Source organism: Haloarcula sp. H-GB4 (genome assembly GCF_030848575.1).
In the GTDB taxonomy this organism is placed as follows: domain Archaea; phylum Halobacteriota; class Halobacteria; order Halobacteriales; family Haloarculaceae; genus Haloarcula.
In genome coordinates, this window is record NZ_JAVDDX010000002.1 from 666,410 (window position 1) to 693,091 (window position 26,682).

The following is a 26,682-nucleotide window of genomic DNA, read 5'->3' on the forward strand; positions in this document are numbered from 1 at the left end:
CGTAATAGTCAACGGAAAGACATACTAGCGTGCCACTCCCAGTTCGGGTATCTATGCCCACCATCGTCTCCGGGACGGTTCCGGCCAGCGACCTGGCGCTCAATCACTCGCTGGAACAGTTACCGGAGTTGCAGTTCGAAATCGAGCGGATCGTCACGAGCGGTGACGACGCACTCATGCCGATGCTGTGGGTCCGTGGGAGCCAGCGCGAGGACATCGAGCAAACACTCGAAGCGGACCCCTCCGTTGACAACGTCGAACTGCTGGGCGACTTTGAGGACGAGTGGCTGTTCAGGATGGAGTGGATCGACCACGTCGACCTCATCGTTCAGATGCTCACTAACTCAGAGGCGACGATTCTCGATGCCGTAGGCCAGGGAACGGCCTGGAAACTGCGCGTACTGTATCCGCGGCGCTCGCTGTTCTCCAAGACACACGACTTCTGTGCAGAGCACAACCTCGCCTTCGAGGTCTCCTCGATCCGGGAACTCGACGAAGACCCGGCGGGTCGCTACGGACTTACGTCGGCCCAGTACGAGATTCTCGCCGAGGCGTCCGACCGCGGCTACTTCGAGGTGCCCCGCGAGGTAGATTTGTCAGAGCTCGCCGACGCGCTGGGTATAACACACCAGGCAGCCTCCGAGCGGCTCAGACGCGCGACCGACGCCCTTGTCGAGGACGTGCTGTTTGTCGATTTCGACTGACGCACGGACCGTGCATCGTTGCCGGCGCTACGTTTCCCCGCTTGAAGACCGACGGCGGCGAGAGAGGTAGACACCGAGTACAACGAGCCCGAAGGCCAGCGTCCGGCGAGACCGGAGTCGACTGCCGGAGCCTGAACGCGAGCCGACCGGTTCGTCGTCCCCGCCAGACGACGCCGACTGGTCAGCGTCTGTGCTGTCCGACGAGTCCGCTTTGGCGTGTCTCTCCGGAGTCGCGGCCGCTTTTCCAACTTCAGCGTTTCCGTCCCCGGTCTGAGCCGCGTCCGCGAGTACCTCCTGTACCGCTTCCTTGACCGGTCGTTTGATGGCTTGTTCCGCGCTGGACTGCAGACGCCCGGCGACCCGGGGCCGCAGTGACGATGATTCGCTCATGTGGCGACTGGATAGACCGGAGGAACCAGAAGGAAGCTACTGCCTGCCAATGCAAGACTCGACGCGGCCGCCCACAGATGCTACCAGTCCAGCGTCGCATTAACGACGACACCGAGCAGCAACACGATGGCAGCCAGATACAGCGCCGTGACGAACAGGAGCAGCGCGCCGAGGTAGCCGTATGCCGCGTACTGACCGGCAGTCCCAGCGTAATAGAAAAATCCGACCTGGATGGTGATCCAGCCCGCCGCGGCAAACAGCGCTCCCGGGGCGACGTGTGTAAGCGAGGTTTCGACGGGTGGCAGAACGTAGTATATCGGGACGAACGCGATAACGAGGGCGGCAAATGCAGCGAGGTTGCCGACCAGCATCGGATACGGGACCTGAAACTGGACGTACGTGAGTGCGACGCTAGTGGCCGACAGAAAGACGACAGCACCGAGGAGCACGCCCATTACGATTGCGCTGCGGACGAGTCGAGCCAGCAGCGATATCTCCGCGACTTCGCAATACACCTGGGTAAAGGCGACGGAGAGGCCGCGGAACACCTTGCTGCCGCTCCAGACGACGAACACCAGACTCAGGGTTCCGGTCGCCCCATGGCCGCGCGTGTTCTCAAGCAACTCTGTCAGAATCATCTGACCGTTCTCTGAGAGGACCGTCCGAAGCAGTTCCAACAGCGTCGCGGTGCCCCCAAACGTAGAGAGCACAGCGAGCAAGAGCGCGAGGAGCGGGACGATCGACGCAATCGCATAGTAGGCGATGCTGGCTCCCATAAACGGGACGTTCTCATCGCGGGCCCGCTGAACGATCTCGTGTCCGGTTGCGATACCGCTCATCGGTATCTGGGGCGCGTTCCAGTGATGGTGACTGTGATCGATAGCTGGTCGGGGCTCACAGTACATGGGTCGCGAGCCACGGGAATAGAACGAAAGCCTGCGATGGCAGGTATTGTGTGAGCCGGTGTCCGCCGCGGACTGATTGGCAGTTCCGGTGTGGACCACAAGGTCCGAGAGGTGTCTGACACCTTCTCATATTCTGATACGAAGATAGCCGATAAATGTCTGAATCCATATGTTTTCTATTGCCAGAATGATCAGATACAGTATATGAATTCGGGGACTTCAGCGTTGTTCTAGATGGAATTCTGAGACATATTTCGCTGCGTCAGCCGTTGTTTACCGTTGTCAAAAGTATATGCAATCGTAAACTTTCATCCAGCGGCGACTACCAGCGATGGTGGACGTCGTCGAAGACGTACTCTTCGTAGCTGTCCCGCACCGCGCCATGAACCTGATTTGAGAGCGGGTCCATCTCGCTGACCGCCGCGTTCGCCCGGACGTGGTCCGGCGAGGTGGAGCCGGGGATGACAGTCGACACCGCATCGTGGTCCAAAATCCAGCGTAGCGCCATCTGAGCCATCGTCATCCGCTCGGGGACGTGCTCGCGGAGTTCGTCGACAGCGTCAAAGCCCGCGTCGACCGGGAGGCCAGCGAAGGTCTCACCGCGGTCGAACGCCTCGCCCTCGATGTTGAAGTTCCGGTGGTCGTTCTCGGGAAACTCCATGTCCCGGGAGAGCTTCCCGGTCAGGAGCCCGGAAGCCAGCGGGACGCGGACGATGACACCGATGTCGCGGCGCTTGGCTTCCTGAAAGAATAGCTCCGCGGGTCGCTGACGGAACATATTGAAAATTATCTGGACCGTTTCGATTTCCGGATACTCGATGGCTTTCAGCGCTTCCTCGACGCGTTCGACGCTGACGCCGCAGTGAGCGACTTTCCCCTCGGCTTGCAGCCGTGAGAGGGCGTCGAACGTCTCGGGCTGGTAGTAGGCGTCAGTCGGCGGACAGTGCAGTTGCAACAGTTCCAGTGTATCAGTCCCGAGGTACTCACGCGAGCGGTCGACGTGCCCGGAGAGGTTGTCGTAGTTGTAGCGGTCGGCCGTATGTGGGTCGAGCCGGCGGCCGGCCTTCGTCGCGACGGTCACTTCGTCGCGGACCCCGCGTTCGTCGAGCACGTCTGCGATGCGCTGCTCGCTGAAGCCGTCACCGTACACGTCGGCGGTGTCGATGAAATCGACGCCAGCGTCGAGCGCGGTCCGGATCGTTTCCCGACCCTCCTCCGCCGAGACATCGCCCCAGTCACCACCGATGTTCCAGGTCCCCAGTCCAACGTCTGTCACGTCGTACCCTGTCGTCCCTAGCTGTCGTCGGTTCATGGACGACCGTACCGTCGGCGGTCACTTGGTGGCTGTGGTACGCGGCAACAACCTGAAAAAAGGGCAGTGTAGCCCGATAGCAGGCAGTCCGGTGGACGTGCCAACGTGGACGCCGGGGGCTACGTGAGCCACTTCGTCCGGCGGATGTCGTACGCACCGCAGTCCGGACACGAGTGGTACTGAACGTCGAACGACGCCTGGCACACCAAACAGGTGTATCGGCGTCTCGGTTCCTCCCCAGGGGACGCAGCGTTATCGAACAATCCCATCGACGACCACACGCCAGCTTAGCAGTACGAGAGTAAAAACAGGGTAGATTGTTCACACCTTTCACACCAGTGGCGTCTGGCGATTGTGATTATGGAGTAGGGTAGTGGAAGCCAAGGACTGGCGACACAAAAGTGAGATTTACTGTACTCTTACCGTGGGGGAGTTACGCTCTCAGCAGAGGTGTGGGACCGACCTCGCCCTGAACAGAGAGTCGTGACCGCGGATTTTAATGCCCAGTCACCGGGTAACAGACGATATGGACGAGGCACCCGCTGTCGGAGAGCTGTCACCACCAGACCGGACGCTGATGGGCCCCGGCCCGAGCGACGTACACCCGCGCGTACTCAAGGCGATGAGTACGCCGCTGGTCGGCCACCTCGATCCCTCGTTCATCGAGATCATGGACGAGGTCCAGGACCTCCTCCGGTACACGTTCCGGACGGACAACAAGTGGACGATTCCAGTCTCCGGGACCGGGTCCGCGGCGATGGAGGCGGCCATCGGCAACGTCGTCGAACCGGGCGATACGATGCTTGTCCCGACGAACGGCTACTTCGGCGACCGGATGGCGAGCATGGCCGAGCGCGCGGGCGGCGAGGTCGTCACCGTCGACGCCCCCTGGGGCCAGCCGCTCGACCCGGCAGCGGTTGAAGCGGCATTCGACGACCACAGCCCGGACGTGTTCGGGTTCGTCCACGCCGAGACCAGTACCGGCGTCCTCCAGCCGTCGGTACCCGAACTCACAGACATCGCCCACGCAAACGACGCGCTGGTCATCGCCGACAGCGTGACCTCGCTTGGCGGCGTCGAACTCCGCGTGGACGAGTGGGGCATCGACGTGGCCTACTCCGGCCCGCAGAAATGCCTCTCCTGTCCGCCGGGCGCGAGCCCGCTCACGCTTAACGACGACGCGATGGACAAGGTCCTCTCCCGCGAGTCCGAGGCCCGCTCGTGGTATCTGGACATCTCGCTGCTGGAGGGGTACTGGGGCGATGAGCGCGCCTACCACCACACGGCCCCGATCACGAACGTCTACGCGCTCCGTGAAGCGCTTCGCCTCGTCGCCGAGGAAGGCATTGAAGAACGCTGGGACCGTCACCTGCGCGTCGCTGGCGCGCTGAAAGCCGGCGTCGAGGGCATGGGGCTGGAGATGAACGCCCCGGACGACTTCTGGCTCCCGAGCCTGAACACCGTCCGTGTGCCCGACGGCGTCGACGACGGCGCGGTCATCCAGTACCTGCTGGACGAGTACGACCTCGAAATCGCCAGCGGACTGGGCGCACTGGAAGGCGACATCTGGCGCATCGGCTGCATGGGCCATTCGGCCCGCCGGCAGAACGTCAGCTATCTGCTTGCAGCGCTGGGCAATGCGCTGGGTGAGCAGGGCGCGGCCGTAGACGTGGACGCGGGGCTAGCGGCGATGAGCGAGCGCTTCTAACGCCACGTCAAACCGACACCCGCAGTTCGAGGCGAGATTCTGTCGGGTCTATCTTTACCACCTCGTGGCTCCCGATTTCTGCTTTGTTTCGAGACCTGTGGCGACTGCCTCAAGCACATCACAATAGTATGGTTCACGCTATCCGACCAAGCTGGTCACGCAGACTGGCTTTCTTACCCTGCGGGAATATATATCATGATTTAATTCACCTTAGCTAACATATCTATGTGTGATGTACAGTGTACTCATACCCGTCGACAGAGACGAAGCGCGCGCGTCGAATCAAGCGAGCTATGTTTCACGGCTCCCGGATGCCACTGAAACCGTCGAGGCAACAGTGCTCTACGTGGTTCCCCCGGATGAATTCGCCGACGCTGCTGAGGCGGAGTTCGATGACATAGACGCCGCCGTCCAGGCAGCCGACCAACTGGAAGCGGCCGGTATCTCCGTGACTCGGATGGTTGATGACGGCGGCGTCGCCCAACAGATCGTCCGTACCGCGACCGAACTGGACAGTGGTGAGATTGTCGTCGGCGGACGCAAGCGATCGGGCGTCTCGAAAGTCTTGCTCGGCAGTACTGCACAGGACGTGTTGCTCTCGGCCGAAAGCCCAGTCACAATCACGGGCGAGAGTGTCGTGCTCGGGGAGGGGATACGGCAGGTACTGGTCCCAGTCGATACGAGCGAAGAGCGAGCACGGAACCAGGCTAAATATCTTGCTTCTCTTCCCAACGCTCCCGATTCAGTCGAAGCAACGGTCCTCTTCGTGTTCCCACATCAGGATTACAAGGGCGCTCCATCTCACGACTTCGAAGAGGTCGACGCCGCTGTCACTGCTGCGGAGCACCTAGAAGCAGAAGGGATCCCCGTCGAACGGGTCGCCGTCGGCGGTGAAGTCGGACGGAAGATACTCGACGCCGCAACGGACCGCGATGCCGATAACATCGTCATGGGCGGACGCAAGCGGTCGGGGATCGCGAACGTCCTCCTCGGGAGCACCACGCAGGACATCATGCTCGCTGCCGAACGCCCGGTTACGCTCACCGGCTGATGACCTCTAGTCAGCCGGATGGTGCAGGGTCGAAAGGCAAGTCTGTCCTCGTTTGAACACTCTGAACGGCGCTCAAATCGGCTCGGTGAGTGTGCCTTCCGCTTACAGTCTCACTATGTTCGATGATTCGAGGAAAACCAAGTCCGCCCTCCCCGATTTGAACGGGGGACAAGTCGATCTACAGTCGACTGCTCTACCAGTCTGAGCTAAGGGCGGTCGACACCCGAAAATACCCCGCCGTCTGGACTTAAGGGTTGTTATTCGCAGAGGGTTCGGCGAACGGTCACACGACGCGAGGTGACACACTGGACCGTGTCAGACACGTCTGACCCGTTCTCCGATGCTCTGATAGACGGGTCAAACCAGTCTACGAACCGAATCCGAGCAAGAAGCTGTATCGCGTCATGCCGGTAGCTGACGGGCGTCAGACAGTGCGGGAAGATTAAAATACCATCATGTATAATACTCTCACCGAGTCCGATGAGTAAAATAACGTTCCGTGCTGACGATGACCTCATCGACCAACTCGAGGCGTTCGACGCCTCGAAGAGTGAGGTCATGCGCGAGGCGCTCCGGGAGTACCTCGGAGACGCGTCACCGTCAGCGTCGGACCTATCGTCGTCGTCGTCGGAGTCCGTAACCGACGCCGAGACGATCGACGAACTCATCGAAGAACGCGTCGACAGCATCATCGCCGACCGGCTGCAGACGCGACGCCAACCCTCGCAACCACAGGATGTCAACGTAAACATCTCGTTAGACGGCGTAAGCACAGGGGCAGCGGACGCCGAAACCGAACGACGGCGCACCGCTGACCGAGGAGCGAGCACCGAGGGCGAGCGGTCCCACGACGAAGTTCAAACGTCTGATACGAGCAGGCGTAAGACAGAAGCGGAAACACGAGACAGATCCGACACGGAGGAACGTAAGACGTGCGCGCAATGTGGTGAGAATATAGGTTCTGACCACGTTTACTGCCCGAACTGTGGTGAGAAGGCGTCCCGCCGGGTGTTCTGTGATTGCGGTGATGAGCTCCGGTCGGACTGGGGTTTCTGCCCGGGTTGTGGTAGACGAACGCCTGCGGCGGATGTACTTGACCAGACCTAAACTAGCGTTTGCACACGTTACACGCCCTCAAACGCCGTAAACGGGAAAGTGTATGACACTGCCCGTAAGTTTTAATACATCAGGGTCAGTGGTTTATTCTGCGTAAGACGGTCGTCTTACACAGCGATGAACGCGGGGGGATGCCGCCCTCGTACTGCGGTTTCGCTGTGTAAACACTCGTGCGGGTCGTAAACAGATCCCGTCCGGGCCGTCTTACCCAAGGGGAAACTACCAAACATGGAGCGTGTGACACTACGGATTCCGAAGCAGCAGATTGAAGAGGTCGAACAGATGGTCGAGACGGGCGAGTACCCCAATCGGAGCGAAGCGATTCGCTCGGCGGTTCGGGAAATGCTCGCCGAGGAAGGCTCCGAGCAAGCCTCCGAAAAGAAGCGGTCCTGGGCCAAGGTGTAACGATGCAGGATATCGTTAACGAGGCCCTCGAACGCGACGAGCAAGAAAAGAAGAAGATGTCCGACGAGGATGTCGACGGGTTCGGCGACCCGCGCATCGTCATCGTCGGCTGTGGTGGCGCCGGCAACAACACGGTCAACCGCCTGTACAACATCGGCGTCGAGGGCGCTGACACCGTGGCCATCAACACGGACAAACAGCACCTCAAGATGATCGAAGCCGACACGAAGATTCTGGTCGGCAAGTCCCTCACCAACGGCCTCGGTGCCGGCGGTGACCCGTCGATGGGCGAGCGCGCCACGGAGATGGCACAGGGGACTATCAAGGAAGTGCTGGGCGACGCTGACCTCGTGTTCGTCACCGCCGGCATGGGTGGCGGAACCGGAACGGGTGCCGCCCCCGTCGTCTCGAAGATCGCCAAGGAACAGGGCGCAATCGTCGTCGGCATGGTGTCGACACCGTTCAACGTCGAGCGGGCCCGCACGGTCAAGGCCGAGGAAGGGCTGGAGAAGCTCCGCAACGAAGCGGACTCCATCATCGTGCTGGACAACAACCGCCTGCTCGATTACGTCCCGAACCTCCCGATCGGCAAGGCGTTCTCCGTGATGGACCAGATCATCGCCGAGACCGTCAAAGGCATCTCGGAGACCATCACGCAGCCGAGCCTCATCAACCTCGACTACGCCGACATGACATCCATCATGAATCAGGGCGGCGTCGCGGTGATGCTGGTCGGCGAGACCCAGGACAAGAACAAGACCGAGGAGGTCGTCAAGGACGCGATGAACCATCCGCTGCTTGACGTGGACTACCGCGGCGCGAGCGGTGGTCTAGTCCACATCACCGGCGGCCCGGACCTCACGCTGAAGGAGGCCGAGGGCATCGCACAGAACATCACCGAGCGGCTCGAGGCCGACGCCAACGTCATCTGGGGCGCACGGATTCAGGAAGAGTACAAGGGCAAGGTGCGGGTCATGGCCATCATGACCGGCGTCCAGTCCGCGCAGGTACTCGGTCCGACGACCCAGAAGCAGGCCAACAAGTCCCGCGAGGCGATTCAGGAAGTCGGCGACGACACGTCCTTCGATGCGTCCGACAACGTCGAAAGCTTCGACAGTCCCGCTCCGAACAGCGGGAATCAGAGCAGCGGCGGTCGCACCACCGGCTACAGCGAGACTGACGGTGGGCAGGACCAGCGCGAGAAGAACAACGGACTCGACGTCATCCGGACCAACAAGTAACGTCGTTTCGTTTTCTGTTTTCGCTGTCGAACTCGATATCAGACGGCACCAGTTTCAACGTCACCGTCGACCTGTGAGCCGCTGTCGTCAGTCAGGAACTTCCGTTCCCAGTCCCCGGTTGGCTGGTCGATGTTATCGACGTATCGCAGCTTCCCGCTACTGTCTCCGATATAGACGAGTTCGTCAGCGCCGTCGTCGTCAACGTCCGCTGCGGCGACAGCGGACTGTTTCGCACTCGGTGCAGTGCCGCCTGTGACGTCCCCACTTTCGATTTTGGTGTCGCTACTGGCGTCGATCATGTGTATGTCGTTGCCGCCATCGACGACTGCGACACGGGTCCGGCCGTCGCTGTCGAAATCACCCAGCGTGCCGGCCCCCATACCAGTGCTCGCGCCGAGTGTCGGGCCGACCGGTGTCGGCGTTCCGCCCGGCGAGTCGTAGTACTGGAGTTGGGCGCTCGCGTCGGCGAAAATGAACTCGTCGTCGCTGTCTGCATCGATGTCACCGATACCGAGTACCGCCGTGCCGCCATCGCCGGGGTCGGCGATACGCGTGGCCGACCCGCCAGTAGGAGCACAGTAGATATCGTCGTCATCACCAGCGAAAAACACGCCCGTACAGCCGTCCCAGGTCCCGCTGGCGAGGCGAGTCTTGTCCGTATCGATACCAGCGCCGGTAGGAATACTGGTAGTGACAGTTTCGACAGTCCCGTCGGTCGCGACAATCTTGATTTCGCCGCCGCTTGTGGCATACGGAACCTCGATAGTGCCGTCGCTGTCGATATCCATTGCCGGACCGAGTGCCGTCGGCTCGGTCGGCGTCGCAAGCGTCGTCGTGTCTCCCGTGGTCCCGGCTATCTGTCTGACACCGCCGGGAGCCCCGGTAAACACCGTGCCGACCGCGAGGGTGTCCGCGGTAGTCGCCGGTCTAAATGTCGAGAGCACGTACGACGACGGTGCGCCGTCGCGCTCGGTCCAAACGACACGGACAGAGTCCGACCGGGCTTGCACGAGGACCGACTTCCCGGCCGTGAACGCTATGCCTGCGAGCGCGTCGGGGTCGGCTACGCCGCGCAGTGTGATCCGGTCGCCATCGATGGTGTCACCGGATTCGTGGACGAGGCGATACTCGCCCGGCGTGTCTGTCTGCTCCAGCGCGAGCGTAGCCTGTGGCGCTGGGTCCTGCAGCTCGGTGAGACCGAAGACGAACCCAGCTGACACGGCGGCCAGCAGAAGGACGATACCCATCAATAGCACCGTTCCGACGACCGGCGAGACAGCGCGTTCTGACAGAGAGTGAGACGCGACCCGACACATCCTGCTTTCCCTAGCAAACTCGATGAAAAAGGGCCTTTGCCCGATACCGGACGCCGTGTTCCGTTCAGACCGCTTCCAGCGCGTCCAGCAGATTGCACTTCCGGCAAAGGTCCCGCGCCGTCGGTGCGCCGCAGTTGTCGCACTCGCCGTAGTCGGTGTCGCTGTTCTCGCCGCCGTAGGTGTCGGCGGCCAGCGCCGCGAGCTTCTCGTAGCCGGCCATAATCGAGTGTCGGGTCCCGGGGTGGTTCTCCTCCAGTCCGAGCATGAGATCCTGTATCTCACCGCGGTAGGCCTCATCAGCGTGGGGGCATTCAGTGATGTGTGCCGGGAGGTCCTCGAAGCGAGCGTACAGCGCGACTTCTTTCTCTGGGATGTCACGGAGCGGCTTGGCCCGTGGGATGTGATGGTCTTGGGCCTCGCGCGTCTGGTCTGTCGGTGCGTCAGACGAGTCGAACGGCCCCAGCGACGCCTCGAAATGTTTGGCGATCTGTGAGATGTCGCCTTCGAGGAAGTTCATCAGCGCCGTCTCGGCCTCGTCGTCGAGGTTGTGACCGGTCAGGAGCTTATCGGCGTCGAGTTCCTCCGCGTACTTCGAGAGGAGGTCACGGCGGAACACACCACAGTAGGCGCAGGCGGCCATCCCTTCGGGGTCGTCCTCGACGACATCGTCCATCTGGACCCCGAACTCCTCGGCGTATGAGACGGTGACGTGTTCGATGCCGAGGTCATCGGTCAGTTCCTCGCAGGCCTCTAAGCTCGCGTCGCGGTAGCCCTCGATGCCCTCGTGGATAGAAAGCGCGACCAGTTCGATGCGGGGGTCTTCGGCGAACGTGTCGTGCAGAATCTGCGTAAGAACGACGCTGTCTTTGCCACCCGAGAGGCCGATGACCCACGTCTCGGGGTCCTCGACCGTGGCATCGTCGGACACGAGGCCGTCCTCGCGGATGCGACGGCGAACCCGTTTCGTGACCGCTCGGCAGAGATGAGACTCACAGAGGTGAAGCCCGGAATAGGCCGCGTGTAACACCGCATTCTCGCCGCATTTGTCGCACTCCATCGTGACGAGTAGTCGTGGCCGCAATGGTGAGAGGGTTTCGTCTCGGGTCCGACAGGACAGATCGCACCGAATCGGTCACAGCCACACCTCACAGCGCGTCGGGACCGTGCTGTAGTGTGTCGATGACTGTCTCAGTGGTGTCCTCGCGGCCGCTCGACGAGAACAGTTCGTGGCCGCCGTCGTACAGCCGGATACGGTCGGCCGGCAGACGCTCCCCGACGGCACGCGGGTCGACAACTGTGTCCGTAAGTGAGCAAAATGCCGCGGCAGTGTCCCGGGCCGGCGGCAGCGACCGCTGGGCCCGAAACACAGTCCGAAGGAAGGCGGGCGAAACCGACGACGGAGCCTCCGCGAGCTGCTGGGTCGTCGCCAAGTCGCCAATGGCGTCGGCATCCAAGGTATCGATAGGGATGAACGGTTTCGTAATCGGGAGCGATGCGATAGCGTCGAGCACCGGCCCCGGAACCGGAAAGTCACTGTCCCACCAGGGGCTCAGATACACTCGGTTGCCAATACCGTCGGCGTTGAGGTGGGCCGCTGTTAGCCCACCCGCGCTGTGCCCGAGCAGGTCGAACTCGCCGAGGTCGGCGGCATACTCCTGCACCGGACCGACCCACTCCCGCCGGTAGTCGGTGATGTGTGTCGGCAGTTCGACGGCGTGGACGCGGTACGCCGTGGCAAGCTGGTCGATGAGCCACTGGACGTTCCGGTGTCGACACCGGTTCCCCCAGCCAAGGACGAACAGGCAGTCCCGGGTCGCCCCCTCGTCGTACACGCGAATCTGCATACCCGACGTTCCCGCGGCGAGGACATAAGCCCGGGTGAACGCCTGACAGCCGCCCGTCGCGTTGTCGACGTGGAGAGCCCGTGCGCGCTCACGGCTGCCACGATAGCCACGCCCCGTGTGGCTCGTAGTCGACGAGGTGGGTCGCCTCGACGCCGTCACCACCCCAGCGCTTCCAGTCCAATTCCACCGACTCGCCGCCCGACAGGTCCCGCCGACCAGTGAGCCAGTGCAGCGGGCGCTCGGCCATTTGCTCTTCGAGCAAGGTCGTTAGCGACTCATTCAGTTCCGCCGGGACCTGATACAGCACGAGCGTGTTAACGACACAGACCGGGACGTCGGACGGAATCTCGTCGAGTACCGCCGGCAGGTCATCGAGCATATCGCCCTCGGTAAGCGCAGGTGGGTCGTCCCGTGCAACCGCCAGCGCACCGTCTAAAACGGCGCGCCGCTCCTCGTGTTCGGGCCAGACGAGTGCGCGGAGCCAGTCCCTGTCGGCCTTGTCGGTCACGTCAAGCGGATTCCGGTCGATACCGACCCTAGAGCGAATCGCGGGCGGCGCCTCCGGAAGCGGCGGGTCGCCACGCCGGACGCTGCTCTCGATGGTAAGCGGCGAGTCGCTGTTGCCGACCACGCGACCGTCGTAGTCGTAGCGGTAGTGGTCGAACAGCAGGTTCAGGCCGGCGCTCGGCCCGAGTTCCACCAGCGCGAGCGGCCCGTCGGCAGCGCGGGCTACCTGTGCGATAGCCGGGTAGAGGACCGCGCTGCGCCGCACTGCGTTCGTCTGCGTGCGCCGGGTCCGCAGGAGCGGCCGGATATCGTCGGCATGGTCGAGACAGAACTCGCGGAAGGCTGGAAAGCACTCATCGTCGGAGTCACGCGCCCTCCGGGTGATGCTCGGGTAGTACTCGGCCAGCCGATGGGCAGAGTTCCGGTCAAGCAGATAGTGGACCGCGGCAAGCAAGAGGTGTGGGGCCTGGCGGCCTTCGGGAACGGTCGCCGCGATGTCGAGGATATCGCTGTCTTCAGCCGCCTCACGGCAGAGATGGGCGTACAGCGGCGAGGAGTCGTCGGCCCATTCAGCCAGGTCCCGGAACTGCGCTCGGCGGTCAGACATATCAGCGGGGACACTGCACTGACAGATGAGTGTTTGGCTGCTGGGAGGTACTATTTTCACCGGCACACATGTAGACGAAGTAATGAGCTTGTGTCAGAAAAACGACTTCGGACGAGCAACAGCCCTCACCGCGGCTATCGAGTATGTGGTACAGGTGAGGAGTTGTGGGAACTGAGTCTGCAGACGTAGCCGTCATCGGGGGCGGTGTCGCCGGCATGAGCACGGCCGCACGATTGCAGGCGGACGGCTACTCGACGGTCGTCCTCGAACAGCACGACAGCGTCGGTGGCTGTGCGGGCTACTACGAACGAGCGGGGTTCCGGTTCGATGTCGGTGCGACGACACTCGTGGATTTCGTCCCGGAGGGTGTCGGCGGCCAGCTGTTGTCGGCTGTCGGCTTCGAACCTCCAGCAATGGCGATACAGGATGCCTACGACGTCTGGCTGCCGGACCGGACGGTAACGCTGTACCGCGATCAGACCGACTGGGACACCGAACGACGCACGAAACTCGGCGATGACAGGCGGCATCTGGCGTTCTACGACTTCATCGACGACCTCTCGGCGCGGCTCTGGCGACTCACCAGAACAGACGTCAAGATGCCGATACAGAGCGTCGACGACCTCGTTCGGAACGCCAGTGCGGTCGGCTTTCGGGACCTGCCGCTGATCAGATACCTCCGCTGGACGATGGCCGACGCGATGCGTGCCCACGGCGTGTACGACGACCGACCGCTCCGAGCAGTCGTCTCGATGCTCGTCGAGGATACGGTCCATGCCGCGCTCGACGACGCCCCGCTGTTGAACGCCGTCCTCGGGATGACGATCCATCGGACAGGACTGGGCCGAGCGACCGGCGGGATGTACGGCTTCTGGCAGTCCTTCGTCGACCAGTACACGGACATCGGCGGACGAGTCGAGACGGGCCGCACTGTCAGGTCGATAACCAGGACCGGCGGTAACTTCTGTATCGACTCGGCGGCTGGGCCGGTCCACGCAGACCAAGTCGTCAGCACTGTCCCAGTCCCTGTTACCAGAAGCCTCGCGCCAACGGTTGTCGGTGATAGACTCGACGAATACTGCTCGATGCTGCAAACCCACGAGGGGAGCGCACTCATGCTATTTCTCGGCGTCCCGGCAGCCGAGGTCGACGGCCGCGAGCGGACGCACCATCAGATTCTGCAGGCCTACGACGAACCGCTCGGCAACGGGAACAACATGTTCGTCTCCGTCTCCGCGCCGGGTGACGACGTGAGCGCACCGGCCGGCCACCGGGCAGTCATGCTGTCTACCCACTGTGCAGTCGAACCGTGGCAAGGCCTTGACGAGGCGACCTACGAGGAGGAGAAGGCAGCCGCCCGCGAGCGACTACTTGCAGGCGGCCAGACCGTCTATCCCGACCTCGGGACCAACCCGGTCGTCTCCGAGGTGGCGACGCCGGTCACCTACGAACAGTTCACGAACAGACCCCGCGGGGCTGTTGGGGGATACAGGCAGACGCCGGCAAACGCGAACCAGGGAGCCGTTCCACAGGACGTGGGCGTCGAGGGGTTCTACCTCGCCGGCGACACTACATGGCCGGGCCTTGGCACCGTCGCCTGTGTCAAAGGGAGCGAAATCGCGGCCGACCACATCCGGAGCTGACCACCACAGCGAGGCATAGATGTGCTACTACGACGTGGTGCGGGTGACGGGCGACGCGCAACGTAACCGGCACGGAGAGTCAGCGTTTAGGCCGCGCAACTGATAGAGCAGGTAATGAGTCTGGACCGTCCGGAGGCAGTCGAGCGGGTGGAAGAAATCGTCGCTACGGTCGAGGACGAGACGATGCCGGTCCCGGTCCGCGAGGTGTGGGTGTACGGCGACGTGGCGCTCGGGCTAGACCCGGTCGAGCGGCTGGACGTGTACGTCACCAAGGACATCCTGTTCAAGGACGCGCCGGAACGCGCCGAGGAGTTCCAGCGCAGTCACGGGGTCGACGGCGTCGGCAAGACCGTCCGGGCCGCGTGGGCCGACGAGCATCCCGAGTACATCCGCGCGAACGCTAACGGACATGCCGCCCCCGAGAAGTGCCTCGCCGCCCACCTCCTGAACGATGACGAGCCGGTCCATCTGGAAGTGTGTAACGCCTCCTTCGAGGACAACGTCACCCAGCGGCTCAAAGGCGCGAAGATGCGAAACGACTACGAACAGATTCTGGACCCCCGCGGGGCCTGCCTGTGGCTCGATGGTGAACGGTCGCCCGACGCGTTCCAGAAGCTCCGTGACAACGAGTTCGTCTTCCCCACGCTGACGCAGTCGCTGTCGATGCTCGGGATGGACGAGACGGAGGCCGGCGACGCCGCCGACGCGGTCAAAGAGTACCGGGCACAGCAGGAAGGAGCGACGGTTCGGGGCGATGTGGTGTAGGCGGTTACCGAACTGACTTTGACAGGCTGACTTACTGCAACCACGGCGCGTCGACCGTCGAGAACCGGTGTCCGCAGGCAGGACATTCGACGAGCCGCGAGCCGCCCTCACCGTCGTCGACCGCAGTGAACCGACGGCTCCAGGTCACGTGACGGCATTCCGGACAGCGGCGGACGAGCGGTGGTATCATGGGGAGGCGCGAATCGGTATGTATCGTCCGTAGCCGCTCGCCCTGCAAGGGTCTATCGACGGGCAACATCGCTCTAGGCGGGACATTGGGCGTGAACACAGTCCATGACAACTACAACGCGGTTTTGAGCGTACAGAAGGGATACATCCGTGCCAATCGGAGCGTCTCGTATGAATCGAACGAGACGCGAGACACTGGGTCTGGTCGGTGGCCTCGCGGTGACCGTCCTCGGTGGCTGTCTCGCTCCCGAGGCTGGCGGCGACGGCTCGGGCGGAAGCGACGGCGGCGCGACGACACCGACGCACCCGACGCCGCGAAACGGAACCGACCGGGGCACGCCGACGGACACCGAGAACGAAACCCCGACCCAGACGCCGAGCGGACTCCCCGCGGGCGTCGATCGAGTCGACGCGCCGCCGTATGACATCGATGAGACCACGTGCTCGGGAGACGGGCAGAACGAGGACTACGACCCGCTGTACCTCTGTGCCAACATGCCGGCCGAGCCGTCGCTGGCGTTCGACCAGCGGCCGGCGCGGGGAACGGTGTTTCGCGAGGAAGGGCACCAGTTCTCGCCCGACGACGACAGCGGCGGAAACGGCGATCAGCTCTACGCGACGCTGCTGACCGGGCCCGACGATGTCGACCGACTCAACGACGACAGGGACGAGATTCACGCGTTCGTCTCGGAGACTGACTTCGAGCGCCGGGCCGTCCTTGTCGTCCAGACCGGCTGGGGATCGGGGTCGATACTGCCCCATCTGAAACGCATCGAGGCGACCGACAGCGGAATCCACGCCTTCGGCTGTTACACCCAGCCCTGCGTCTACACCGCCGACTACACCGCTCGAACGACGGTGGCACGGTTCGATCGTCCGGACACCCTCGACAGTGGCGTCGTCAGCCTGACCGTCGACCCGGCAACGCGGTACAACGTGGCGACGGGCGAGGACGTGGTGACAATCGACCAGTCAAACTGACCCCCGTGTTCTTTGCGACCTGCCGGTGAAGCGACAGCTATGGCAGCCCTCCCAATTCGGACCCTACACGTCCTCGCGATGGCGGCCCTCGTCGGCGGCACGACCGTGCTCTGGTACAGCTATCGGAGCGGTGCTATCGACTCACTTGTGCCCGCACGACAGTTCGAATGGCTGTTTTGGGGCGGCGTCGGCGTGCTCGTGCTCACCGGTGTCGGGAACCTCGGTGCGCTCGGGCCGCCGGGTCCCGGAACCGACTGGGGACGAACCCTGCTGGCGAAGCTGACCATTGTCGTTGTCCTCGTCGGCGGGTCGGTCGTCCGCACGCTACTCCTCGTTCGGGCCGGTGACCGCGTGAACACGTTCGACGATCTGCCCCCGGCCATTCAGCGAACGCTCTCGCGGGCCTACGGCGCGACGGCAGCCATCCTCCTGGGCATCGTCGTCCTCGCGGAGGTCCTCGCGCATGGGTGAGAACCAGCGTGAGCGAGAAGATATGGCGGAACGAGCGAGTGAGACCAAGCCAGCACCCGACGCCATACAGCGTTCCACGCGCCCGGTGTCACTCGTGACGTGGGCGCTTGCCACGTTCGACACCGTCCTGTTCGTCCTGCTCGGCGTCCTCGCCGCCCACGCGAGCGGCAGTCTCGCCGACCTGCTCGCCGGGCTGAACACCCTCGTCGGCGTGGCCGTCTTTTGTTATCTCTGGGCGCTGTTCGTCCTGGCGGTCCGATGGGTCCACAGCCGGGTGGCACTTGGGGATGTCCCGCTGCAAACCCTCGTCCTCCACGGAGTTGCGGCCGGGAGTGTCGCAGGCGTCGCGTTCCTGCTGGGACTGCTCGCGGTGGCACTCGTCCCAACAATACAGAGCGGCGGGGTCAGCCTCCAGACCGTGGTACTGGTCCTGCTCATCGGAGCCGGTGTCGCCGCTATCGTCGGCGGCGTCGTCGGCCTGCTCGCCAGCCTGCTGGACATCGCGGTCTACGGACTGGCGGGCTATCTGCTCCCCGAAGCCGGAAGCGAGCGAGTCACGGAACCTCGCCGACGGTGACGAAGAACGGCACCGTTTCGCGGCGTTCGTAGGCCTCGTCTTGCATCTGCTCGATCACGTCGCGGCCCATCGACCGCCAGCGCTCCCGGAGTGTGTCGTACTCGGCGGGCGTCGTCTCCCCGTTGAGAATCGTCTCGCGGTCGTGGGCCAGCCCTGTTCCGGTCGCTTTCCGTCGGGCCGCCTGCATCGCCGCGTCGTCGTATGGTGGTTCGATGCGCTGTTCCTGATCGTACTGTGTCGTCGAGACGACGGACAGCCCCGCGTCGTGGAACACGTCGGCGGCGTCACTGCCGAGGGTAACGTCCGTCCGCACGCCATCGAGAAAGAGCCGGCGAGCGCGGCGGGCCAGCATCGGCTCCGCGTCGACGGTCGATTCGACAGTGACGGCGGCGTTATTCGGCTCGATGGCGGCCACCCGGTCAGTAGCGACGCGGGCGAACTCCCGAACCGCGACCTCGGGCTCGGGAAGGTTGATGAGCAGCGCCTGACACACCACCAGGTCAAAGCTGTCGTCGGTAAAGGGGAGTCGCGTCGCGTCCCCGCAGACGGTCGGGTTGCCGGCGGCGGCCAGCAGGTCCGTATCGGCGTCGAGGCCGACAACCGTTCCGTCGGTCTCCTCGCGGAGGACGCGGGTCAGTTCACCGGTCCCACACCCCACGTCGAGGACGCGCTCACACTCGTCCAACTGCAGGTCCGAGAGCGCCACACGGGAGTCAGCCCACATCCCCCTGCGGGTGGTTTCGAGGTAGTCGGCGGAAAACCTGCGCACACTCGCCTGATGACCTGTCGTCCTGAAAAGTATCGCGGTCGGACCGCCACTCGACAGGGTGAAAGACTGTCCGTGAGCCCGTCGTCGTCTGAGTCCGGATCCCACTGGTCAGTCCCTGCATCGAGTTCACGCTCGGCCGACAGCCTCGTGTGAGCACTTTTATTGCGTGCTTCGGTTAATCCGGACTACTCTGCAAGTCTGTCAGCAACAGTACCTAGTTTCGCTGGTTGTGCATCTAGAACTAATTTTTTGAAGTCATTCAGGTATCCGGGGAAGTTCTGGCTCCTTGCATTTCCGATGACGAGCTTCCCGATATGTTTTTCAGACACAGTACGGCCGGGGTTGGCAATAAAACTATCACCCATGATCGGCCACGAGTTGTTTTGAAACCTCGATGTCTCATCGGGCGTTTGATCTTCTCTTCCTGTGATTTCTCTACTAATCACAGGGTTTCATAAAGCGGTTCACACACCTCAGTAGCTCTTGGAAAACCAGTGCCTGAGAAGTGGAGATTGTTGCCAATATTCAGAAACAGCAGCAGTCCTCTTCGGGATTTAATGTTAGCTGTTTATGTGTTAATTAAATAGACAGATTATATCATTACTCATTTCAGCAACTGGAGGAAGTGACGGCTCATCGCATTCCTATATTGATATATTCCGATCCACGTTTCCTGGTCACAGGGGGACTCCTCCGCGATGAACGTGAACAACGGCGGTATTTCCTCACACGACAATAGAACTGTTTGTGGGGAGCCATTTGGGGAGACGGTCCCGGTATTTTCTTGGCAAACAACTGTCCCTGAGCGGGTATATCCGACAACATTCTCCTCGCCGTCGGTCAGCCCCTCGCCATCCGTGTCAGGATCAGTCGGATCCGTCGTGAACGGTTCGATGGTCAACGGCAGTGACGACCGCGTGAAGCCGCCCGTTTCGGTCCCGTCAGGCAGGCCGTCGTCAGCTAGGTTTTTTCGGATTCACTCTGGTTCTACAGGTAGTTCTCCGCGGGCCGTCGCAGTTTCCTCTGCATACGTTCCGTCGCCTTGCCGTACGAAGTAGACCACATCTATCTGATTTATTTCCCAGAAATCCGGTGAGTCGATGATGATGTAGTTGGGTGATGGCGAGGCTGTCAGTGAGACATCTCGCTGTCCGGTCAGCGTAGCGACTGCCGTTTCGTTTAGCAGGTTGGCCTCCTCGGTGTAGAAGTAAAGGGTCACATTGTGGAATGGCCCACTACCGGTGGTATCGTGAATTGTCCCGTTCATCTGGAGTTGTTCGCCCGTCGTGTTCAGGTCACCACTGTAGGTGATTGCCGTTCCCGGGCCGGGTGTCAGACACCCGCTGAGACTGATAAGAATCAGCAACACCAAACAGAGAGAATAACGTCTAAATATCATGGTTGGTCGATTGTTGACAGCTCCTCGATACTAAAGACATAGTATGAATTCCCATTGTGACTGGCTAATGAATTTGAGTCCCACCCTCGACGCATGATGCTCCATCGGGTGGCACCGGATGTCTCATGTCTCTCAGAGTTCTGGTCACTTGAGGACCCACTGTAGACTTCGCCCAATGGTAACGCACCGGTGTCATCAAGCCGACCTACGTCGAAGGAGTGGCCAAGTTCGTGCATCTCCACAGAGCCAGCAAGCACCTCTGTTTTGCTGTTGTAGGGCGAATTGGTTACATCGCTTGCAGGCACAGCGTTTTCTTCCGTTGCCGACTCTGAAATAGATTCGGCATAGATGATATGGCCGTTTGCGGGTAGTTCCAAACTGGTTCCGATGGATTCGTCGGCGTTGAATCCCCACGGATTGCCTCCGATACCACTGGCGCGTTCCGAGGAGACGAGGAGATACAAGTGTTGATTCTCGTCATTACTCGACGCAAGCGCGTCCGTGAGGGTGACTACCGTATCATCGCGCTCAATATTGAGTGTGATGCCGTATAGCGCGTAGTTTTCTTCGATGGCTGTAACCCAGTTTTCGTTATCGAGTCTGTTCTCTGGGAGCCCATCGACGTAGTCCGCCTCAACTCCAAAGGTCAGACTGAGTGGATTCCCGTCCGTCGGTGCGCTACCCCACTGACGTTCTCCAATATGAACGTTCGAGTGCTCTTTCACGCCATCAGTATCAATGTCAGCACCCCCTGCAGAGGGGACGACCGATGCTTTGTGCACGCCGACCTGTTCTTCGACGATCTCGTCACCTTCGATCCCGTCGCCACTCTGTAGATGCTCCCTATACAGCACAACGTTATCGGTGTGTCCAACGTCGTAGACGGCGATCCAGCCGTCCCAGTAGCCGTCGCCGTCCGTGTCGGGCGTCGTCGGATCGGTTTTGAAGGGGAGCGACTCGCTACCGACTTCCTGACCGTCGGTGAGACTGTCGTCATCGGAATCAGGATCCCACGGATCGGTCTGGTAGCGGAAAGCCGGATCCATATCCGGTTGTCGATGATCAGGATTGGCTGTCCGGATCTCCTTTCGAGTTGACACCCAGTAATCCGACCGAATCTGCCCATCCAACCCTTTGAAGGTAAACTGATTGAGGCCAGCCTCATCGACGGTAACCAGGTCGAACGAATCCGTGCCGTCGGTGAAATTCGGATCCGAGAGGTCCTCAACGCCGTGCATGCGATCGGTATCCAGCCCCATCTGGTCCTTGAGACGCTCACGAGCGTACGAACTGGTGCCGTTGAACACCTGTTCGAACGTCTGCTCGCGTTCTTTGGTGATCCCATAGGTTCGCTTCGCACTCGGATCGGTGTGGGTCAGGTTCTTTTCTTCTCGGTCGCTGAGGGTGTCACCATCAGTGTACTTCGACCTTCTCCCTGGTTCTCCATTCCCTGCCAGCGTCGTTCACCGCTTGATTGGCCTCGTTTGCAGTGCCCGGGAAGATGTTCACTCAACTATTCAATTGGAAGTTCACTTCTCCCAGTTACTATCGTGTTTGAGTAATTGCCAGAGTCCATTCTAGTGTAATAGTCTACTTCGACTTTTTCAGTGCTCCAAAACTCAGGCGAATCGATAATAACATATTTCGGAACTTTATCTCTGGTGAGATTTACTGGAATACTATTGTAGAGAGAGCCCATCTCAATTGAATCTATCCGAGTTCCGTTTTCCCAATAGAGGTTTACCGTCACGTTTTTGAAGGTGATATTCTTCATTCCGCCATTCGCGATCTCGCCCTTCATAACGAATGTGCCGTTAGAGGCGTGAATATCACCAATAAATTCCACATCACCATTATATGCCGGATTTCCAATTGCACATCCACTCAAGCTAACGCATATCACGACCAGACAGGTCAGTATCTGTTTTGAATACATTGTATATTATGGCTCAGAGGCAGTTACCATCTCTTCAATGCTGAAGGCATAGTACAGTTTCCCATCTGCAGTGTGAACTGCCGAATCTGTCCAACCTGAGCGCATTATACTCCAAGCGGTTGCTCTGCCACTCGTAAGCCGTTCTGGCGTAGCGTCGTTATTTGATTGACTATACACTTCATCTTGCGGAAGCCATCCCAAGCCTTTGTCATCATTCACACCAGCACCGAACGAATGGCCGATCTCGTGCATCGCCACGTGTGCAGCCACCACCTGAGTCTCATTATTGTAGGGGGATTGTGCCAGATGACGTTGGTCTACCCTGCCAGGGGCACCTATATCCACGATTGACTCTGCATAGACGTACATTCCACGCAACGGGAGCTGGACAGGTATATAGGATTCTGTGGTGGCGTAGGCGTTAAACCCGGTTCCAGGGAAGATGCTTTCTGTGGTCACTGCCATGTACTGATCGGCATCGGTAGATATCGACCGCGGTGCACTGTTTGCGATGGGATCAGATAGTCGTTCGTCGCGAACGATATCAATGTCTATCCCATAGAGAGCGTAGTTGTCTTCGATACCACGTTCCCAGCCCGAGCTATTTAGGCGCTGGTTCGGCAATCCTGCCACGAAGTCGGTCTCAATGGATAGGTCAACTGTCTCACTCTGTGTGGCTGGGTCTGTGTCCCATTGTAATTCCCCGACCTGAAGATTGGAACGTTCCACACGTCCATCGTTGTCATAATCGACAGTTGCCGCTGTAACGCTATCTGGAACATCTTTCACTTGCCACCGTTCGTGAACACCAGCCTGTTCAGCAACGATTTCACGTCCCTCGATACCATCACCACTTTGCAGATTCTCACGATACAGCACCACGTTGTCAGTGTGCCCAACGTCGTAGACGCCGATCCAGCCGTCCCAGTAGCCGTCACCGTCGGTATCTGGGTCCGTTGGGTCTGTTTTGTAGACCGAGCCGGACGAACCGTCCTGCACTCCATCGATCTCCTGCCCATCAGTGAGTCCATCATCGTCGGTGTCAGGGTCCCAGGGATCAGTCTCAGAGCCCAGGGCCGGATCTGCATCTGGTTGCCGATGATCCGGATTCGCCGTGCGGATCTCTTTCTTGTTCGAAATCCAGTAATCCGTCTGCGGGTTGCCATCCAGCCCTCTGAAGACGAACTGATCCAGCCCGCGTTGGTCGGTCGTTACGAAGTCGAATGAATCGCTTGCGTCCGTGAACTCCGGATCCGAGAGGTCGTCCACGCCCTGCATGCGATCAGTGTCCAGTCCCATCTGGTTCTGCAGGTTCGTTCGTGGGTAGGACCCTCTGCCATCGAACACCTGCTCGAACGTCTCTGACCGCTCGGCAGTAATGTTGTACGTTCGCTCCGCGCTCGGATCGGTGTGCGTGAGATTCTTCTCTTCGGGGTCAGTCAGACCGTCGTCATCCGAGTCCCACGACATCGGGTCCGACGTCACACGGATGGAATCCGACTGTGCTTCACACCCATCGTCTGTTTCACAGGCGTAGTCGTACCGGTACACCTCGCCGCTCTTGTTGACCGTCTGGATAGTCCAGCCGCCCTTCTCAAGTGAGTCAGCCAGCCCATCGCCGTCAGTGTCAGCGTTCCCCTGAGCAGGGTTGCTCGTCCAGCGGTATCCGGTCACCAGCGATTGCTCGTTCGGTGGCTCGTTCTCAATAGTCTCGGACATGTCGACTTCCTCGCCATCGGGAATGCCGTCACCATCCGTGTCTGCATCGTTCGGGTCAAGTGTCACCGTCGGTCCGTTGGCCAGCGGAATGCCGGTCACCTCGCGGAAGTCCGAGATGCCGTCCTCGTCTGAGTCCACGCGGACAGTCTCGTTCGACGGGGAGACGAACCGCACGTTGTGAGCGCGAATCCACGAGTAGTCCCCACCGGTGTGGCGAGCGTCGGCCCGTAGCGTCACCGTCACGTCTTCCCCAGCATGTTCGGAGATGTTCACCCGCCGCACCGCGTTCTCCGTCTGCCAGCCGCTGCTGTAGTCGTTTTCCAGACGGTAGATATCGGTCTTGCCGTCTTCATCTGTCACAGCCAGGGTCGCCGCCGCGTGAGACCACGCGCTCTGGATGTGGGCGGTCACGTTCGCGATGACGTACACTTGCGGGTTGTCCGGCAGCGTGATCGACCGTGACAGGGTCCGTTCTCGGTTGGTCCGTTCACCAACACGAATCGCGTCACGGTCCGCCTCGATTTCACACGCCCCATTGGCCGGCTCATCGCTGTAGCCTCCGTCACGCGATTCGACGTCGCAGGTCCAGTTACTCTCTGCAATCGAGTCCGGCATGTTCTCGAAGGTCCACGACTCGATCTCACCGACCTTCGAACGGTCCGGACTCTTGGAGATGATGTCGTTGCGTTCGGTGAGATACTCATTCCAGGCGTCGGTATCGAAGACGGTGTACGTCGAGAAGTGTGTCGTGTTGGCCGTCACCGTATTCGAGGTAGTGTCGACCGACGACGGCACGTGCTCGTACCGGTTCGCCGATTCGTTGAACCAGTAGATGGAGGCGTTTGACTCCGCGCCCGACATCCGAGATTCGTTGTACTCGATGGAGATTTCTGCCTGTGTGAAGTTTGCGTCGGACTCGAACTCAATGAATGGAGCAGCAGTTCCATTGGGCGCATAGTCATCCTGGTAGCGAACGTTGACCGGTTCCGCCACCGTCGTCTCCGCACTCACGTTCCCAGCACCAGTGATGTTTACTGACGCGCCGAGGCTCTCGTTCCGAGCGGTCGTAGTGTATGTCTCGTTCCCATCCGTGATGCCGTCGCCATCGGTGTCAGGGTCCAGCGGATCCGTGTTGAAGGGAGCCGTTTTTTCGTCGCCATCGGATAGCCCGTCGTCGTCTGTGTCAGGAGAGAGCGGATCGGTGCCCACGTCGAGTTCCGCAGGGTCAGTGAGGCCATCGTTGTCCACGTCAGCGTACAGCGGATGGGTTCCGGCAGACAGTTCCGCTTCGTGTGTCAAGCCGTCGTCGTCCGGGTCTGCACGGTTGTCAGTGACCCCGTCGCCGTCAGCGTCCCTCTCGAGAGGGTCCGTCTTCGTGAGGCGGCGTTCGTCGCTGTCGGTGAGATTGTCCCCGTCCGTGTCGGCGGTGAGGGGATCTGTGCCGTATTCGAGTTCAGCGAGCGTACGCAGGTCGTCACCGTCGAAGTCCTCCCACCCGTCAGGAATGCCGTTCTGGCTTTCGTCAGCCCCGGTTGCCGTGGCGTTACTGTCAGGGTCTAATGGGTCGGTCCCGAGCACATCGGTTTCGTAGTTATCACGCAAGCCGTCTCCGTCTAATAGTAGTGTCGCAGTCGCTGTCTCACTTTCTGTGACCGACTGTGAATTACCCTTGGAGGCTCCCTGGGACTGCTTATTCGTGCCGTAACCCTTCGCTTTGCCGTTACCGTTCTGCTTCCGCTTCTTTTGTTTGCCTTTCGCCTTGTGCTTGCCCTTCGCTTTGCCCTGCTTCTGGCCGTTGGCCTTCTGTTTCTCTTGACTTTTCATCCCGCTGCTTGAGGCCGCTGTATCATCGGTTCCCTGTTCTGAGTCAGACGCTGCAGTGGTGCCTCGCTTGGACACTACAACGGTAATGTTGGCCGTTCGCTCGGTCAACCGGACGGGGGCCTGCATCGTTAGATTCTGGTTTGGACCGCTTCCGAAGGTACTGACCGCCTGCGAATGCTGCTTCGTTCCGTCAACGTAGACTGTGACGTTCTCAAGGTGCCACGGACGACTGTCGCTGACAGTGACCGTAACCGTTCTGTTCGTCGTCGTGGTTCCGTTCCGAACTGGATCCGACCGTGGTCCGACTGTCACCGTCGTCGCTGTCTCCGCATCGAGTCTCCCTAGTGCCTTCTGAGATTGAGTCCATGAGTTCCGTAGCGAGCGAACTGCTTTGGCGCGGTGCTTGATTGCACGAGCCCCTGTTGTGTCATCGGCTTTCCGGAACTGATTCTGGGCTCGCTGGTAGTGTCGCTCGGCGTTACTGATGTGTGCCTCCGCACTGTTTGCTGTCCCCGGTGACTCGGTCTCAGTCTGATTCAGGACAGTCCGGGCGTCCGCAAGCGACTGGAACGCCGTTTTGTTATCGGCTGCAACGACGAGTTCGCTAATCCGGACTGCGTGGGCGCTATCGTTCGTCTTTCCGTACTTCGACAGCCCCTGAAGCGCCTGTGCATCTGCGGTGTATAACTCTTTCGACGAAACGCGGTTCGGACCAACGTAGTGTTGGCCAGTCCGGTTAAGCCGGGAATAGGCTCGATTTTGCGCTGATTCGTACGTGCTTCCTGACGTGCTCAGATTGCGTGTATGCAACACCGCCGCGCTCTTTAGTGCAACCGCCGGGGCTGCAGAACTGTCCTGGATGTACTCCGGAGACGTATTCTCTGTCACCGGTTCGTTGCCGGCAGTGGACAGTGCAGATTCCTGTGTCACACCAACTGCCGTCGTAGGTATTGTAGCCGTCACTATCAACAATGCTGCCACCACAGCACCAACCCGCCCCAAACATTCCATAGTTTAGACTGTTAAATTTATTATATAGTTCTTACGGATATGCTTCTGTTCATAATATAACAGCAGCTGATATGTCGCAAATAAGCTGTGCTGGATCTGTGCCTGCGACGAGTAGGGCCTCACAAATGGCCGTATCCACTCGTCCGTGGGTAACACTCACAGTAAGACGACCTGCCCGTGATTTCCGAGTAAGTCTAGCCATCGAACCAGCGGTAACCGCCGAAAACGCTGCTCTTCAGCGGTGCGTACTGCCTGGTTTCACACAGGACGGCGACTCACCCGACTGAATCAG

At 60.6% G+C, this 26,682-nt stretch carries 25 protein-coding genes and 1 tRNA gene; 11 read left to right on the plus strand and 15 right to left on the minus strand.

The window, feature by feature from the left end:
- The first annotated feature begins 53 nt into the window (after positions 1 to 53).
- Complete coding sequence (locus tag RBH20_RS11880) at positions 54 to 704, plus strand: helix-turn-helix domain-containing protein (protein ID WP_306708811.1); 651 nt, start codon at positions 54 to 56, stop codon at positions 702 to 704.
- A gap of 27 nt (positions 705 to 731) precedes the next feature.
- On the opposite strand, the gene RBH20_RS11885 is transcribed toward RBH20_RS11880, so the two are convergent.
- From RBH20_RS11885 to RBH20_RS11895, 3 genes are all read right to left on the minus strand, one after another.
- On the minus strand, positions 732 to 1,094 hold the full coding sequence (locus RBH20_RS11885) for a hypothetical protein (protein ID WP_306708813.1): 363 nt from the start codon (positions 1,092 to 1,094) through the stop codon (positions 732 to 734).
- Between the two features lie 80 nt (positions 1,095 to 1,174).
- Positions 1,175 to 1,999, minus strand: a complete 825-nt coding sequence (locus RBH20_RS11890; protein ID WP_306708815.1) for a YihY/virulence factor BrkB family protein — start codon at positions 1,997 to 1,999, stop codon at positions 1,175 to 1,177.
- Between the two features lie 322 nt (positions 2,000 to 2,321).
- Complete coding sequence (locus RBH20_RS11895; RefSeq protein ID WP_306708817.1) at positions 2,322 to 3,311, minus strand: aldo/keto reductase; 990 nt, start codon at positions 3,309 to 3,311, stop codon at positions 2,322 to 2,324.
- A gap of 526 nt (positions 3,312 to 3,837) precedes the next feature.
- Here RBH20_RS11895 and RBH20_RS11900 point away from each other — a divergent pair.
- Together RBH20_RS11900 and RBH20_RS11905 are read left to right on the plus strand one after the other, a co-directional pair.
- A complete protein-coding gene (locus RBH20_RS11900) occupies positions 3,838 to 5,019 on the plus strand; it encodes an alanine--glyoxylate aminotransferase family protein (protein WP_306708819.1) in 1,182 nt (393 codons plus the stop codon).
- A 232-nt stretch (positions 5,020 to 5,251) separates the two neighbouring features.
- Complete coding sequence (locus RBH20_RS11905; protein WP_306710444.1) at positions 5,252 to 6,070, plus strand: universal stress protein; 819 nt, start codon at positions 5,252 to 5,254, stop codon at positions 6,068 to 6,070.
- A gap of 142 nt (positions 6,071 to 6,212) precedes the next feature.
- Here the strand turns inward: RBH20_RS11905 and RBH20_RS11910 are convergent.
- Positions 6,213 to 6,286, minus strand: a tRNA-Tyr gene (locus RBH20_RS11910).
- A gap of 264 nt (positions 6,287 to 6,550) precedes the next feature.
- On the opposite strand from RBH20_RS11910, the gene RBH20_RS11915 reads away from it, so the two are divergent.
- The 3 genes from RBH20_RS11915 (at position 6,551) to ftsZ (ending at position 8,832) form a co-directional block, all read left to right on the plus strand.
- On the plus strand, positions 6,551 to 7,177 hold the full coding sequence (locus tag RBH20_RS11915; protein WP_306708821.1) for a zinc ribbon domain-containing protein: 627 nt from the start codon (positions 6,551 to 6,553) through the stop codon (positions 7,175 to 7,177).
- 237 nt (positions 7,178 to 7,414) lie between these two features.
- Positions 7,415 to 7,591 carry a ribbon-helix-helix domain-containing protein gene (locus RBH20_RS11920; protein ID WP_004515010.1) on the plus strand — a complete coding sequence of 59 codons (177 nt, stop codon included), beginning with the start codon at positions 7,415 to 7,417 and terminating at the stop codon, positions 7,589 to 7,591.
- 2 nt (positions 7,592 to 7,593) lie between these two features.
- Entirely contained in the window at positions 7,594 to 8,832 is a 1,239-nt protein-coding gene (ftsZ, locus tag RBH20_RS11925) for a cell division protein FtsZ (RefSeq protein ID WP_306708828.1), read from the plus strand.
- Positions 8,833 to 8,870: 38 nt separating this feature from the next.
- Here ftsZ and RBH20_RS11930 read toward each other — a convergent pair whose 3' ends face one another.
- The 4 genes from RBH20_RS11930 to RBH20_RS11945 all read right to left on the minus strand — a co-directional run bounded on the left by RBH20_RS11930 (position 8,871) and on the right by RBH20_RS11945 (position 13,106).
- Positions 8,871 to 10,148, minus strand: coding sequence for a type IV pilin N-terminal domain-containing protein (locus tag RBH20_RS11930; RefSeq protein ID WP_306708830.1), 1,278 nt, complete (start codon positions 10,146 to 10,148; stop codon positions 8,871 to 8,873).
- Positions 10,149 to 10,212: 64 nt separating this feature from the next.
- On the minus strand, positions 10,213 to 11,205 hold the full coding sequence (locus RBH20_RS11935; protein ID WP_306708832.1) for a TIGR00269 family protein: 993 nt from the start codon (positions 11,203 to 11,205) through the stop codon (positions 10,213 to 10,215).
- An 88-nt stretch (positions 11,206 to 11,293) separates the two neighbouring features.
- Positions 11,294 to 11,992, minus strand: coding sequence for an alpha/beta hydrolase (locus tag RBH20_RS11940; protein ID WP_306708834.1), 699 nt, complete (start codon positions 11,990 to 11,992; stop codon positions 11,294 to 11,296).
- Positions 11,993 to 12,080: 88 nt separating this feature from the next.
- Positions 12,081 to 13,106 carry a DUF2332 domain-containing protein gene (locus RBH20_RS11945; protein ID WP_306708836.1) on the minus strand — a complete coding sequence of 342 codons (1,026 nt, stop codon included), beginning with the start codon at positions 13,104 to 13,106 and terminating at the stop codon, positions 12,081 to 12,083.
- A 164-nt stretch (positions 13,107 to 13,270) separates the two neighbouring features.
- Between RBH20_RS11945 and RBH20_RS11950 the strand changes: the two genes are divergently transcribed.
- Together RBH20_RS11950 and RBH20_RS11955 are read left to right on the plus strand one after the other, a co-directional pair.
- The gene (locus tag RBH20_RS11950; protein ID WP_306708838.1) at positions 13,271 to 14,749 is read left to right on the plus strand and encodes an NAD(P)/FAD-dependent oxidoreductase; all 1,479 of its coding nucleotides are present in this window, start codon (positions 13,271 to 13,273) and stop codon (positions 14,747 to 14,749) included.
- 114 nt (positions 14,750 to 14,863) lie between these two features.
- Entirely contained in the window at positions 14,864 to 15,514 is a 651-nt protein-coding gene (locus tag RBH20_RS11955) for a hypothetical protein (RefSeq protein ID WP_004591112.1), read from the plus strand.
- Between the two features lie 31 nt (positions 15,515 to 15,545).
- Here RBH20_RS11955 and RBH20_RS11960 read toward each other — a convergent pair whose 3' ends face one another.
- Positions 15,546 to 15,773 (minus strand): hypothetical protein, encoded by a 228-nt coding sequence (locus tag RBH20_RS11960; RefSeq protein WP_306708841.1) that lies wholly within the window; start codon positions 15,771 to 15,773, stop codon positions 15,546 to 15,548.
- Between the two features lie 101 nt (positions 15,774 to 15,874).
- Here RBH20_RS11960 and RBH20_RS11965 point away from each other — a divergent pair, with 101 nt between their 5' ends.
- From RBH20_RS11965 to RBH20_RS11975, 3 genes are read left to right on the plus strand one after another with little or no spacing between them, the layout of a single operon-like run.
- Complete coding sequence (locus tag RBH20_RS11965) at positions 15,875 to 16,684, plus strand: hypothetical protein (RefSeq protein WP_306708843.1); 810 nt, start codon at positions 15,875 to 15,877, stop codon at positions 16,682 to 16,684.
- A 39-nt stretch (positions 16,685 to 16,723) separates the two neighbouring features.
- Entirely contained in the window at positions 16,724 to 17,155 is a 432-nt protein-coding gene (locus RBH20_RS11970) for a CopD family protein (protein WP_306708846.1), read from the plus strand.
- Positions 17,148 to 17,732 carry a hypothetical protein gene (locus tag RBH20_RS11975; protein WP_306708847.1) on the plus strand — a complete coding sequence of 195 codons (585 nt, stop codon included), beginning with the start codon at positions 17,148 to 17,150 and terminating at the stop codon, positions 17,730 to 17,732. Before RBH20_RS11970 ends, RBH20_RS11975 begins: the two co-directional genes overlap by 8 nt.
- Here the strand turns inward: RBH20_RS11975 and RBH20_RS11980 are convergent.
- From RBH20_RS11980 to RBH20_RS12005, 6 genes are all read right to left on the minus strand, one after another.
- The gene (locus tag RBH20_RS11980) at positions 17,710 to 18,456 is read right to left on the minus strand and encodes a class I SAM-dependent methyltransferase (RefSeq protein ID WP_306710446.1); all 747 of its coding nucleotides are present in this window, start codon (positions 18,454 to 18,456) and stop codon (positions 17,710 to 17,712) included. The genes RBH20_RS11975 and RBH20_RS11980 overlap by 23 nt on opposite strands.
- 230 nt (positions 18,457 to 18,686) lie before the next feature.
- Positions 18,687 to 18,866, minus strand: coding sequence for a hypothetical protein (locus tag RBH20_RS11985; RefSeq protein ID WP_306708849.1), 180 nt, complete (start codon positions 18,864 to 18,866; stop codon positions 18,687 to 18,689).
- 611 nt (positions 18,867 to 19,477) lie between these two features.
- Positions 19,478 to 19,870 carry a hypothetical protein gene (locus tag RBH20_RS11990; protein WP_306708851.1) on the minus strand — a complete coding sequence of 131 codons (393 nt, stop codon included), beginning with the start codon at positions 19,868 to 19,870 and terminating at the stop codon, positions 19,478 to 19,480.
- A gap of 26 nt (positions 19,871 to 19,896) precedes the next feature.
- Positions 19,897 to 21,207, minus strand: a complete 1,311-nt coding sequence (locus tag RBH20_RS11995) for a hypothetical protein (protein ID WP_306708853.1) — start codon at positions 21,205 to 21,207, stop codon at positions 19,897 to 19,899.
- Positions 21,208 to 21,413: 206 nt separating this feature from the next.
- Entirely contained in the window at positions 21,414 to 21,836 is a 423-nt protein-coding gene (locus RBH20_RS12000) for a hypothetical protein (RefSeq protein WP_306708855.1), read from the minus strand.
- Positions 21,837 to 21,842: 6 nt separating this feature from the next.
- A complete protein-coding gene (locus tag RBH20_RS12005) occupies positions 21,843 to 26,309 on the minus strand; it encodes a hypothetical protein (RefSeq protein WP_306708856.1) in 4,467 nt (1,488 codons plus the stop codon).
- Positions 26,310 to 26,682 lie beyond the last annotated feature (373 nt).